The organism is Dermacoccus sp. SAI-028 (genome assembly GCF_004346775.1).
GTDB lineage: Bacteria > Actinomycetota > Actinomycetes > Actinomycetales > Dermatophilaceae > Dermacoccus > Dermacoccus nishinomiyaensis.
In genome coordinates this window covers 125,067-136,398 of record NZ_SMFS01000001.1, presented here as the reverse complement: position 1 = coordinate 136,398, position 11,332 = coordinate 125,067, and the positions used below count along the sequence as shown (strand labels likewise).

General features: G+C 68.2%; 14 protein-coding genes. 6 read left to right on the top strand and 8 right to left on the bottom strand.

The features are described 5' to 3' along the window. The first annotated feature begins 208 nt into the window (after positions 1–208). On the top strand, positions 209–976 hold the full coding sequence (locus EDC82_RS00680) for a hypothetical protein (RefSeq protein ID WP_131940240.1): 768 nt from the start codon (positions 209–211) through the stop codon (positions 974–976). Positions 977–986: 10 nt separating this feature from the next. Here the strand turns inward: EDC82_RS00680 and EDC82_RS00675 are convergent, their stop codons facing one another. From EDC82_RS00675 to EDC82_RS14415, 3 genes are all read right to left on the bottom strand, one after another. Further along, entirely contained in the window at positions 987–1,679 is a 693-nt protein-coding gene (locus EDC82_RS00675; protein ID WP_131940238.1) for a hypothetical protein, read from the bottom strand. A 40-nt stretch (positions 1,680–1,719) separates the two neighbouring features. Then, on the bottom strand, positions 1,720–3,393 hold the full coding sequence (locus EDC82_RS00670) for a plasmid pRiA4b ORF-3 family protein (protein ID WP_074045846.1): 1,674 nt from the start codon (positions 3,391–3,393) through the stop codon (positions 1,720–1,722). Positions 3,394–4,216: 823 nt separating this feature from the next. After that, on the bottom strand, positions 4,217–4,414 hold the full coding sequence (locus tag EDC82_RS14415) for a hypothetical protein (RefSeq protein WP_038566383.1): 198 nt from the start codon (positions 4,412–4,414) through the stop codon (positions 4,217–4,219). A 7-nt stretch (positions 4,415–4,421) separates the two neighbouring features. Between EDC82_RS14415 and EDC82_RS00665 the strand changes: the two genes are divergently transcribed. Then, positions 4,422–4,598, top strand: coding sequence for an excalibur calcium-binding domain-containing protein (locus EDC82_RS00665; protein WP_235006050.1), 177 nt, complete (start codon positions 4,422–4,424; stop codon positions 4,596–4,598). Positions 4,599–4,678: 80 nt separating this feature from the next. On the opposite strand, the gene EDC82_RS00660 is transcribed toward EDC82_RS00665, so the two are convergent. The 3 genes from EDC82_RS00660 to EDC82_RS00650 form a co-directional block, all read right to left on the bottom strand. Beyond that, positions 4,679–4,954, bottom strand: coding sequence for a hypothetical protein (locus EDC82_RS00660; RefSeq protein WP_006944769.1), 276 nt, complete (start codon positions 4,952–4,954; stop codon positions 4,679–4,681). Beyond that, positions 4,951–6,096, bottom strand: a complete 1,146-nt coding sequence (locus EDC82_RS00655) for a hypothetical protein (protein ID WP_131940236.1) — start codon at positions 6,094–6,096, stop codon at positions 4,951–4,953. Before EDC82_RS00655 ends, EDC82_RS00660 begins: the two co-directional genes overlap by 4 nt. A 333-nt stretch (positions 6,097–6,429) precedes the next feature. After that, positions 6,430–7,041 (bottom strand): hypothetical protein, encoded by a 612-nt coding sequence (locus EDC82_RS00650; protein ID WP_131940234.1) that lies wholly within the window; start codon positions 7,039–7,041, stop codon positions 6,430–6,432. Between the two features lie 198 nt (positions 7,042–7,239). On the opposite strand from EDC82_RS00650, the gene EDC82_RS00645 reads away from it, so the two are divergent. Next, positions 7,240–7,848 carry a hypothetical protein gene (locus EDC82_RS00645; RefSeq protein ID WP_006944651.1) on the top strand — a complete coding sequence of 203 codons (609 nt, stop codon included), beginning with the start codon at positions 7,240–7,242 and terminating at the stop codon, positions 7,846–7,848. A 98-nt stretch (positions 7,849–7,946) separates the two neighbouring features. Here EDC82_RS00645 and EDC82_RS00640 read toward each other — a convergent pair whose 3' ends face one another. Next, positions 7,947–8,552 carry a DedA family protein gene (locus tag EDC82_RS00640; protein ID WP_235006048.1) on the bottom strand — a complete coding sequence of 202 codons (606 nt, stop codon included), beginning with the start codon at positions 8,550–8,552 and terminating at the stop codon, positions 7,947–7,949. A 201-nt stretch (positions 8,553–8,753) separates the two neighbouring features. On the opposite strand from EDC82_RS00640, the gene EDC82_RS00635 reads away from it, so the two are divergent. Beyond that, the gene (locus tag EDC82_RS00635; protein WP_131940232.1) at positions 8,754–9,521 is read left to right on the top strand and encodes an SDR family NAD(P)-dependent oxidoreductase; all 768 of its coding nucleotides are present in this window, start codon (positions 8,754–8,756) and stop codon (positions 9,519–9,521) included. 252 nt (positions 9,522–9,773) lie between these two features. Here the strand turns inward: EDC82_RS00635 and EDC82_RS00630 are convergent, their stop codons facing one another. Next, positions 9,774–10,241: a hypothetical protein gene (locus tag EDC82_RS00630; RefSeq protein ID WP_074040043.1), complete on the bottom strand. Its 468-nt coding sequence runs from the start codon at positions 10,239–10,241 to the stop codon at positions 9,774–9,776. On the opposite strand from EDC82_RS00630, the gene EDC82_RS00625 reads away from it, so the two are divergent. Together EDC82_RS00625 and EDC82_RS00620 are read left to right on the top strand one after the other, a co-directional pair. Next, on the top strand, positions 10,240–10,725 hold the full coding sequence (locus EDC82_RS00625; RefSeq protein ID WP_074040042.1) for a hypothetical protein: 486 nt from the start codon (positions 10,240–10,242) through the stop codon (positions 10,723–10,725). The genes EDC82_RS00630 and EDC82_RS00625 overlap by 2 nt on opposite strands. 292 nt (positions 10,726–11,017) lie before the next feature. Further along, on the top strand, positions 11,018–11,245 hold the full coding sequence (locus tag EDC82_RS00620; protein WP_050786487.1) for a Rho termination factor N-terminal domain-containing protein: 228 nt from the start codon (positions 11,018–11,020) through the stop codon (positions 11,243–11,245). Positions 11,246–11,332: the final 87 nt, after the last annotated feature.

Here is an 11,332-nt window from a genome sequence, read left to right as displayed (position 1 = left end):
GCCCCAGTGCAAGCCTCGTAAGAAAGACCTCCCCCACGGTTTCGAGCCGGCCTCGAGCTCAGCCTGGATACTTCGCCGTGCCAGCACCGGCGAAGGCTTCCTGTGGCAGGGCCAAACTCACGACGACCCTGAGGGGCAGCTGTGGCACTGCACGGCCGATGGGTGGGCGAGCGAACCTCGTCCGAGTGCGATACCCGACGAAGTGAGCGTGTTCGATGTCCCGGCGAACGTCGCGATGTGGGTGTGCGGATTCCCCGAGGACGAGGTGCTGCACCGACTCCGCACGGCTGGCGACGGAGAGCCCGATGAGCACGACTGGGCCTTCTCCACCAAGCAGTTCGAGTCGCAGGACGACGAGTTCCCTGGCTCCTGGGAGGCGCCGGCACGCCGGTATGCATGTGTCGACGGCAGGCGAGTCCAGTTCGCCGAACCCAGCGGGGCCCCTTTCCTCACACAGAATGACGCTCCCGTGGGCGTCACACTCGCCACGTTCCACTGGGGAAGCGAAGACGGCATGATGAGCGGCGCATCCAGCTGGACCCTCACCCAGGTCAGCCCCACCCGCGCCATCGCGAGCGCCGACGGTGACGCCACCGCCCCGCCTGTCGAGATGGCCCTCTCCTCCGAGCGCCGCGGCGAAGTGGTCGCGCGCTGGCTGGCTGACGTCGAAGGTGGCACGATCGGAGTGCCGTTGGCCGCAGCGATCGCGCTCGAACCCTTCGACCCCGCCGGGCAGTTGCCCGACGCCGAACGTCGCTCGTGGGATAGCCTCCTGGCCGATCTGCGCTCCGGGTACGGCACCACGCTCGAGTGCACCATCGCCCTCGACGGCGACGATCGAGAACGCCTGCGCGGCATCCTCGCCGAGGATGACGAGTACCGCGCGATTCGTGACGCCCTGGCGGACCCGGCGAAGCACGATGAATGGCTGCGGGCACAGCTCCAGCAAGACGAACCGTACGACCTGGACGATTGATCTGCGACCGTCAGCGTTTCTGCCGGCGTTCTCTCCTCGGCGCCCCTGGGCCGTAGTCGAGTTGCGGGTCGCGCCGCGCGGACCGCACGATCTCCTCGAGGTCGGCGTCGCCGGCGTCCTCCCAGTACGCCGCATGACCCATGGCCGCGATCGTGCCCAGTCTCTGAGCCGGGTAGAGGACGCCGTCACGTTCGACGATGCGGGCCATGCCGCTGCCCAGACCCACGACATAGCGCCCGTCGCCCATGTTCGCCGTGAGCTCGAAGGTGTAGAAGTCCCCCGCGAGCCAGAGACACCCTGCGCCTCCGTCGCACTCGAGTTGCCCGCACTCTCCGCAACGGCGCACCGAGCCCGACGCGATGCGACGCGCCTCCCCTGCGTCGAACTCATCGACCCGCGTGACGGCGCGGACCCACGACACGTCGCTGTCAGAGACCACGTCCGCCGCGTGGAGTTGCACGAGGTCCCCGATCACGACGGGAGCGCCGGCGTCGGACGTCCATGGCTCGTGGCTCCACACCCAGACGGCGTCACCACTCGGCACGCGCAGTTGGAGGAAGCCGTCGATGACCGACAGCACCTCCGCCTGGGCAGAATTGCTCGACGCATGCACCGACCGCATCCGTGGCGGGCCCATCTCGTGCCCGCCCCCGACCCAGCACTCGTGGTCGGGGCCGTATCCATTGATCCTCGTGATGTCCACTCGTCGACCTCTCGTCTCTCTCGGCGCGGGGCGCCACCCGTCAGCCCGGGTTGCGCTGCGTTCCTGACGTGTCTGCCAGCTCCGCCACGGCGTCGAACGCCAGGGCGCGGGCAGCGGGCGTGTAATCCTGTCCCGATCGTCGCAAGCGCCAGTCCTGTTCGACGTGCTCGAGCATGCGCATCATGGGCCACACGCACGGGCCGATGTCGCGCCAACGCGGCGGTGAGCCGTCGGGCATGCGCCATCCCACGTCCGCGATGAGTTCGCGGATCATCTCGTACGTGTGCTCCTGCGGAAAAGCTGAGGCGACGAGCAGCGCGTAGAGCGTTCGCGCGCAGGCCTCGAACTCGTCGGCTTTCGCCGGCACCAGCGCGGCAGCGAGGTCGCGCCACAACTGCTCCAACTCGCCCGCAGCAATCGCCTTCGCGACCAACTGGCCGCGCTTCGTCAGCACGAACTCACCGCGATAGTGACGCGCGTAGCCCATCGTCTTCAACGACTCACGCAGCGCCGTCACCGGCACGACATCCATCTCTCGACGGCTACTGCCGTGCGTCCAGATGCCTAGCGCGTCGACGATCCTGCCGACGGTGTCAGGCTTCAGGTAGCCCGCCTGCGTCAACGGCAACGGGCCCTCCGCGAGCATGCCGATGAGCGTCACCCACGAGCGCAACGCGTCGGCGCGCTCTGCGTCCGTCGGTTCGACATGCTCCTTGCGGGCCCGCGACACCGAACCGAGCAACACCACCTGCGCACGCGGCGACGCCCGCCGCAACGTCTGGCCGAGCATCGACGACGGATCCACCGCCCCCTCTTCGGCGATCCTCTGCAGAGCCTCGTTCTCCTTCGACAGCACGACGATCGCGGCGTTCGCCTCGTCGACCGAGAAGCGCGCCGGATCCCAGCCCGGCGGCACCCACTCGGCGTATTCCGGTGACAAGTTGCGCGCCTTGTGCCCCTGGACGAGCTCGTTGTACTGCCACGGTCCGCCCGAATCCTCCAACGGGCACGCGTTGCGACCGGCGACGCACTCCGCGAGCGGGCCGTCAGCGTCAGGTGTACCGCTCGTCGCGAGCTCGACGACCTTCTCGACCTTGATCGTGTGCACCCAGTCGTCACCGAAGTCATACACGTAGAACACGCGATCGCCCGGAGCGCGCAACACCTGATCGAGAACGACCTCGGTCTCGACGCCGGACGCCTCGTCGAGGTCATCACCCATCTCTACGTCTGCCACGCTCGCGAGGAACGGCCCACGCCAGACATCTTTCTTCGGCCCGAGCGTGAACCGGTGCAGATGCGCGTCCGCCCATCCGAGCGTCGCCTGGATGACGTCGTGGAACTGCGCCATCGTCACGTCGCTACGCACCTCGATACGGCGCCAAACAGCCGGCTTCACCTCGTCGACGTCGACGCGGACGGTGAGGAGCCGCACGCCGTCGCGTGCGGGCGGCAGCGTCACCTGCGGCCGCGGCGGCGGTGGCGTGAAGAACCGGCGCGCAACGCCTTCCGTCGAGCCTGCGGGCACGCCCGCTGCGGGAAGGCCGAACGCCGCACCGGGCGCGCTGGCAGCGCCTGACGCCGGCTGCCCGCCGTCGGCTTGCGGCGGCAACCCGAGCTCACGGGCGACGTCAGGCCAGTTCTCCTCGTCGTTCAACTGCTCACGAAACGACTGGATGAACGCCTCGACCGACGGGTCGTCAAAATCAGCCATGCCCCATCGTGTCATCGCGGCCCCGGTTCGATGGGACAGCCGTCGCGACCTTCGCCACCCCGGTCACTCTCAACGAGAACCGAGGCTCCGCGATCAGCACATGACCCGGCGCTCCGAACGGGTCAGACACCGATAAGGGCGTTCTTCCCGATAGCCCGCTCAGCAGGGAGCGACCTGGCACGATGAGGCGAATGGAATACTTCAACCCGCCTCCTGGCTGGCCCCCGACGCCCCACGCCTGGCGACCGTCCCAAGGTTGGCAGCCGGACCCTCGCTGGCCAGACGCCCCCGCAGACTGGCCCTTTTGGGTCGACGAATCCCGACGCCCTGTCGCTGGACCGGAGGGCCTGTATGGCGCGGAATCATCTCCCTCGTGGCGCGATGCCCGTGAACGAATCGGCGGCGCCCTCCGCTCCCTCGACGCCAATACGGCAGAAGCCAGACGCGCGGCGGCGAGCACGGCGGCGGAAGCCACGCGAACGGCCCGAAACACGGCCGCGAACCTGCGCCAGCGCTACGAGAACCGGGGCGCAGACGACCAGGCCCCAACTGTTCCAGAGCCAACGCAGCCCGTGACGCAAACCCGGGCTCACAACCTGCCGCAGTCGATCCCACGCTCCTGGCCCCGTCAGACACCAAGTGGGGCTACGGTGGCGGCCTCGTCGACGGCGTCAACCGCCAACCGAACGGGCCTTCTGAAAAAGGTCGGAATGGGAGGCGCTGGTCTCGTCCTTGTCTCATTGCTCGTCGCGCAGTGCAATGGCGGCTCAGGCGCCAGTTCGAATCCGTCAGTCTCCGCGTCATCGGCTACGACAACCGCCACTCAGTCGAGCGTGGCGCCATCTCGGACAACCCCCACGACGAGCACCGCCGCCAGCACGGCGAGCACGGCCGAGACCAGCCAGGAACGAGATACCTCGGACAGCACGCGTTCCCGAACAACACCCGTCACCCCGCGGGCCGCGACAACGCGATCAACAGCACCGACTCGCAACGAAACGCCCGCGACCAGCGAGCCCATTGCACCCGTGGTGCCGCAAAGGACGGACGAGCCCGACACCCCAGACGCCGAACCCACTGGCTCCGCCAGCTACAGCAACTGTAGGCAGGTCAAGGCAGCAGGGGCTGCTCCGCTCTACGCCGGCCAACCTGGGTACAGCCGCAAGCTCGATCGTGATGGAGACGGAGTCGCCTGCGAGAAGTGATCCTCATCCGAGAAATCGCAAACCCGTGAGCGTTCGCCAGACTGAGGATAGAGGTGCATGCCGTAACGCTGACGCGGGCGCTACTCGGCGAGCGAGCCGTACCTCAACACGTGATCGTCAGCGCCGCCCGAACACTCGGGCAGGTGCAGTTCGATGAGTTTCGCGAGCGTCAGCACGTAATGGCGCGCGCAGAAGAGTTGCGCGTCGCCGCCGCCGGCGTGCTCGGCGAACACGACGTAGTGCGTCGGGGTCTCGGTGCACACGCACTCGTTCCACGTGCAGCGGGTGCTATCGCCGTCGTCGAACTCGTCGAACCCGGTGTCGCCCAAGTCGAGTTCGTGCGTCACGTTCGTCATGCCAGCTCCTTCATCGTCGCTTCGACAGCGCCGACGCCGCGCGCCAATTCGTCACGCGTCAGTTCCTCGTCGGTGTTGAACCAGCGCGCCCACTTCAACCGGAAATCCTGCTCGGCACGCCTGCGCGCGACGCTCGTCTCGGCCTCTTCGGCGCGGAGGCCGAAGCTCGCTCCGTCCGCATCCGTCGACACCGTGACGAGCGAATCCTCCACGGGCACAGCGATACCCGACACCATGCCTTGTGCGCGCACGGCGATCCATCGGCGAGACGCGGGTACATCGTCGGCGAACTCATCGGTGACGAACGGCGCCACCTCACCCCATGCGAGCGCCCGCTCGACGGCGAACGCTGACACCTGACCGCCCCCTTCGGAGTAACCCCACACGTACGCCGAGCCGACACCGCCGTCCGCCGTCGTGAACCACGTCTGCGCCGACTCGACGTCGGGCTTCACCGCGAGCCACTTCACGACGATCTGCGATGGATCGTCGTCGGACGTCTCGTGGTACTGGTGCAACAGGCCGTCCTCATCCTGCGCACGCTTGGCCTCGAGCCAGCCAGCCGCGTCGAACGCGACGATCTCGAACGGCACGAGCGGCTTCGGCGAGAGCCGTGCCACCCACTCGCGAATCGCCGCAACACTGTCGAACACCGACAGCAGCGCTGTCTGCTCGCCCATCGCGACGACGTCAGCCTCCGCGCGCTCGAGTTGCGAGTCGACGTCGTCGCCCGCCCACTCATCGCTACGCGGCTCCGACGCCATGAGCGCATCACGACGCTGCAGCCACGCGAACCATGCGACGAGCGGCTGTGCATCGTCGCCGGTCTCGAACGTCAGGTCGTCGCGGAACTTGACGACCGCCCCTGCGTCATGGCACACGAACGTCGGCTCGCCGGCCGGTCCGCCGTCGACGGATGCGAGGCACAGCTCGTACGTGACGAGTTCGCGCTCCTCGTCGTAGGCATCGAGACGCCACAGCCCCGGCAGCTCCACCGCGTCCGCGTCGTCGTCTTGACTGGTGACGGCGATGAGATCCGACGGCGTCACCCGCGCCCACTGCGGCTGCTCACCCTGCGGCCACCAAGCCTGCTGCGGCCCGGCCTCCTGCACCCGACGCGCCTCACCCCACGTCACACTCACGCCATCCACCCCTCGTCGCTCGATGACCGACTCATTCGGCCCGCTCACAACGTAGCCCCCAGCGGTGACAACCCCCACACCATCGCGATGGAGGGCTCTTGATCGGGGCGCAGCAGACCTCGTCATCAGCGGCCAGCGCCGAACCGCGAGACACGAACACCCCCGCGCCTCGCCGCGCTCCCGCCGGGCCCCGCTAGGTGGGCGCGGTAAGTATGAGTTCGGTTGTAAGTTCAGCCCCCACAACCCCGATGAAGAGCTGTGGACCGTTGCAGCGCGACGCTCTTGCCTTGAACTCATGATCCGCCGCGCACTATGAGTTCAGCTTTGAGCCCCTCAGTCAGGCACCTCGACGAACGTCGTCACCGTCGTGACGGCGGGTCGGCGCGGCGTCGAGCTGAATCCGAAACCGGGCTCAGGGGTGACGTCCGCGAGCGCCCCGACGTCATCGCCCGCCCACGTGCCGCGCACGGCCGTGACGGCGCGCAGATCCTGCGCGAGATAGAACTCGCGACGCCCGTTTCCGGCCGTCCCCGCCGTGCGAACCCCCGGCATGAGCACGCGCGCGAACGGGTCGATCGCGCGCGCCGTGCCCGGGTGAACGAGCGCCCCACGAATCGGCCACAGCGGCCACGCGAGCGCGCGGCGGCGACCGAACGTCAGGCTCAGATCCAGTTCACCGGCGGCGATGTTCCACGTGAAACCAGCGCCCGTGGCGCCGTCGATCGCGACGTCGACGACCGTCACGTCGTCGAACTGATAGGTCGCACAGACGTATTCGGCCACCTCCCCGTTCGGGGCGAGCAGTTCCCGTCGCCCGTCAGGGTGTGCCACCATGACGTCCGCGAACGATCCCAACGGCGAGCGCGACCACCGTCCGACGACGAAACGTCGACCTGACGTCGTCCCCACGCCGGCGATGTGCCCGTCGAACCTGTCGCGTCTCATGCGTCCACCATCACTCATGCCCCCATCGTCCCTGTTCCGCCGCGCCACGTCACCCACCCCGACGTCGGGCACCCGCGATGTCGACGAAACGCCCAGGCAAGCGTGGGTGATCTCACGACGCTGCTGGTCGCAGCCCCCCAGCGCGCCGGGGGATAATTCGACGGCACCCCCACCGACGAAACCGACGAAAGAGGCTTGATGTCGACGTCCCCCGCACCACGAGGTACCTACCGCGCGGAGGACGGCACGCCCGTCGAGTTCGCCGACGCCCTGAAGGTCTGGACGCGCATCGCCTACGAGCGGCTGCAGCAGGTCGCGACGCACTACAACGGCCTCATCACCTACAAGGAGCTCGCGCAGCACGTGCAGCGCGAATCGGGCATCCACACCTCGTCGACGCCGGCGAACATGGTCGGCAAGATCCTCGAACTGTGCGCCGTGCAGGCCGCCACCGCCGGCGACCCGCCCCTGACGTCGCTGTGCCTCAAGACCGACGGAACCGTCGGCACCGCCTACTGGCGCACGCCCATCGCCGAGGGCCTGACGATGCCCGAACTCGTCGGCGAACCCGACGTCGAAGCGGACGCCGCCGAACACCGCCTCATGTGCTACCGCGCCTACGCCACCGACCTGCCCGAGAGCGGCGGCGTCGCCCGCATCCCCGAACAGGTCATCGTGCGCCGCGAACGCGCCGACCGCGCCGCCGAACGCACCCGCGCCGCCAAGCGCGAGGACGAACCGCAGCCCGTCTGCCCGTCATGCTTCACCCAGCTGCCCGCCAGCGGCGTGTGCTGGCAGTGCGACTGAACCGCCACCAGGACGTGTGAACGCCCCGTCGACGGATGCCGTCGGCGGGGCGTCGTCCACCCGGGGCTGCAGGTGCCTCGGACTCAGACGTGTGTGAGTCAGGCGTGCTCGCGCTTACCGCGGAAGTGCTTGACGACGAAGAAGCCGATGATGCCGACGAGCAGGGCGATGCCGATCCAGTTGGCGTAGCGCTCGACCGACTTGTACTGGCTGCCGGCGATGTAGCCGATGAGGACGAACGCCGTCGCCCAGATCGACCCGCCGAGCGCGTTCCAGAACACGAACTTCACGTACGGCAACCCGCTCATGCCCGCGGCACCGGGGATGAGGGCGCGCAGCGCGGCGATGAAACGCCCGAAGAACACCGATTTGCCGCCGTGACGGCGCAGCGCGTCCTTCGCGTTCTCCATCTTGCGCTTGTCGAGCAGGCGGTCGGGCAGCTTGCTCAGGATCTGCTCACCCCAACGCTTGCCGACCTCGTAGCCGATCGAGTCGCCGATGACAGCCCCCGCGATCGACGCCACGAGCACCGCCCACACGGGCAACTTCCCCTGATTCGCGACGACCCCCGCGAGCACGACGCCGATCTCACCCGGCACGACCACGCCGACGAACGCCGACGCCTCGAGCGCCGGAAAGAGGAACGCGCAGACGAGGACGAGCCACGGCGGCAGGTTGAGGATGAACTCGAAGATCCTCGACACGAGGGCACAGCGTACGGCTCCACACTGGAAGGCGCCCGCGAGCGCCGCGCTGCCGCATCGGCCACGCATCGTGCGCGCAACTGCGACGCGCCCGGCGCCCACCCCGCCATCCGCGCCGCAGTTGCACGCGAACACCGTTGCGCGACAGGCTGGAAACAACCAGGCGGCATCAGCCACGACCCCGCGCGAAGGAGCACCGTCATGACAGCGAACACGTACGACGTCAAGGGCAAGGTCGTCATCGTGACGGGCGCCGGCACCGGCATCGGCGCCGCCATCACCGATGCGTTCCTCGACAACGGCGCCACCGTCGTCGTCGCCGGGCGCCGCAAGGAGAAGCTCGACGAGGTCATCGCCGGGCGCGACAACGCCCTCGCCGTGCAGACCGACGTGTCGAAGCACGACGACGTCGCCGCCCTCGTCAAGACGGCCGTCGACACGTACGGCCACCTGGACGTCGTCATCAACAACGCCGGCCAGCACGTCGGCGGTGACGTCACCGAGACGAGCGACGAAGACTTCGCCGCCGCCTACGGCACCAACGTCGACGGCTTCTTCTACATGCTCAAGGAAGCGCTGCCCGAACTGGCGAAGACGAGCGGCTCGATCACCGTCGTCACGAGCGTCAGCGGCATCGGCGGCGACTGGGGCCAGCCCGTCTACAACTCGACGAAGTACGCGCTCAGCGGTCTCATCCAGAGCGCCGCCCTCGACTGGGGCGCCAAGGGCGTGCGCATCAACGGCATCGCGCCCGCCTTCACCAAGACGCCGATGACGGCGGACATGGCCGGCAGCGACGACGACCTGCAGCCCTTCGTCGACCGCCTCGCGCTCGGCCGCGTCGGTGTGCCCGAGGATCTCGCCGGCATCGCGCTGTTCCTGTCGACCAAGGACGCTCAGTACATCACCGGCCAGATCATCCCCGTCGACGGCGGCACGACCGCTTCCAACGGCCAGCCGCGCCGCTGACGCATCGGCGGCTCTCCTCGAGCGAATGACGGGGAGAGCCGCTGCGGTTCACGGCTCTTCGCTTGCTTGCGTGGTTGGTCTCGGCAGCTCGTCGGCTCGTCGACGCCGGGTTCGTCGGCGTTGGTGACGACCGCGTGTGGGTACTCGTCGGAGCGCATGCCGCGCCTTCTCGAGGCGAGCCAGCACGAACGTCGCGTGAACCTTGGGTACTGCACACGCCGAACCACCACGCGGCGCCCACGTGTGATGTGCTCATGGTGAACCCACAGGCAGCACGCTGACCCCGGGAGACACCATGGCCCGTACTCGCTCACTCACCCTCGCGTCGTTCGGTGCGCTGACGCTCGCCCTGGCGGCATGCGGCGGCTCCGGCGACACGACCGCCGACTCCACCCCACCCAGCGCGACGAGCACCTCGCCCTCACCGAGTTCCTCGACGTCAGCCTCCTCGACGACCTCGACGTCGACGCCGGCTGCTGCTACGTCGACATCGTCGTCCGCCACGTCGGCGTCCTCACCAGCTACCAGCGCGAGCGCGTCGTCAGGTCCCTCGGAACCGTCCGCGACGTCGCCCTCCCCGGCCGGTTCTTCGTCACGAGCATCGAACACCGCGCGATCGTCGGCCCCGGCCACCGTCGCTGGTGCCCCCACCGTCAGCACGACCGTCTGGCCCGACGCATCGTGGAACGTGCCGACCCTCGACAACGACGGCTGCAGCATGGGCTTCGATTCGTCCTCACCCAGCGCCGATGTGAGCCCCTACTCCAAGACCGGCAAGTCCTTCACGTGCGGGGCGATCGCCGCCGGTCTCATCGCGTGCCAGAAGGAGAAGTCGACCGGAAACGTGTTGTGCCTGCAGAGCCTCGAACAGAGGATGGCGGTTCGGTTCCCGTCGAACGTGTCGAAGATCCGGCCGCGTGACCCCGGCGAGCAGCCGACTCCCCTGCAGGTGAAGCTCGCCAACGGGGCGACGTGTTCTGCTGCGTCGCACGACCAGACGACGCACTACCAAGACCGTCGCAGCTGGCTTTACTGCGACAGCGCCGGCGACGCAGTGCTGTTGCTGCCCAAGGATTTCGACCCTACGAAGGGTGCTGGGCAGAAATACTTCGACAAGACCAACGCGACGTGGACGGCTCAGTACAGCGTCAACAACATGGCCCCGAAGACGGTGGCCGTGACGAATGTCGTCTACGCACCGTGACCGCGGTGCGACGTCATGGGCGGTGCTGACGCGCGCCGACCGCGGCGCCCGCGCTGCCCGGCAAGCACCGGCAGAAGACCGACGAAGAAGGCGCGCACGAGGGCGTTGATTCCAATTTGCGTGGGCCCATGAGATCACTGGATCCCACCTCGCAGGGTGAGTAGAACTACTCACGGCCGAGGGATGATCTAGACGTCTGCATCACGCGCATGGAAGGACAAGTGACGTGGCGAAGAACCAGGACAAACGTGGCTCGAACGACGACCCGGGCCCGTCGGTCAAGGACGACGAGATGTACGAGGCGCTGCGGCGCGAGGGCAACAGCAAGGAGAAGTCGGCCCGCATCGCCAACGCGGCCGCGAACTCGTCACGCAGCGCCGTTGGTCGCAAGGGCGGCGAGCACGGCAGCTACGACGACTGGACCGTCGACGAACTGCGTGAGCGCGCCCGCGAACTCGAGGTCGAGGGCCGCAGCACGATGACGAAGGACGAACTCATCGAGGCCCTGCGCGACGGGTGACGCCCGGCGCTCAGACGGCGGTTTCGACTGGACGCCCACCGTCTCGACTGCCTCTCGGCGGATCGCCCACCTCGGCGCGCCGTTCGG

Excerpts from the sequence above, each read along its gene's own strand:
- EDC82_RS00670 (WP_074045846.1), bottom strand. The coding sequence starts at position 3,393 with ATGGCTGATTTTGACGACCCGTCGGTCGAGGCGTTCATCCAGTCGTTT.
- EDC82_RS14415 (WP_038566383.1), bottom strand. The coding sequence starts at position 4,414 with ATGGGCTCGCTGGTCGCGGGCGTTTCGTTGCGAGTCGGTGCTGTTGAT.
- EDC82_RS00660 (WP_006944769.1), bottom strand. The coding sequence starts at position 4,954 with ATGACGAACGTGACGCACGAACTCGACTTGGGCGACACCGGGTTCGAC.
- EDC82_RS00650 (WP_131940234.1), bottom strand. The coding sequence starts at position 7,041 with ATGAGACGCGACAGGTTCGACGGGCACATCGCCGGCGTGGGGACGACG.
- EDC82_RS00645 (WP_006944651.1), top strand. The coding sequence starts at position 7,240 with ATGTCGACGTCCCCCGCACCACGAGGTACCTACCGCGCGGAGGACGGC.
- EDC82_RS00635 (WP_131940232.1), top strand. The coding sequence starts at position 8,754 with ATGACAGCGAACACGTACGACGTCAAGGGCAAGGTCGTCATCGTGACG.
- EDC82_RS00625 (WP_074040042.1), top strand. The coding sequence starts at position 10,240 with ATGGGCTTCGATTCGTCCTCACCCAGCGCCGATGTGAGCCCCTACTCC.
- EDC82_RS00630 (WP_074040043.1), bottom strand. The coding sequence starts at position 10,241 with ATGCTGCAGCCGTCGTTGTCGAGGGTCGGCACGTTCCACGATGCGTCG.
- EDC82_RS00620 (WP_050786487.1), top strand. The coding sequence starts at position 11,018 with ATGTACGAGGCGCTGCGGCGCGAGGGCAACAGCAAGGAGAAGTCGGCC.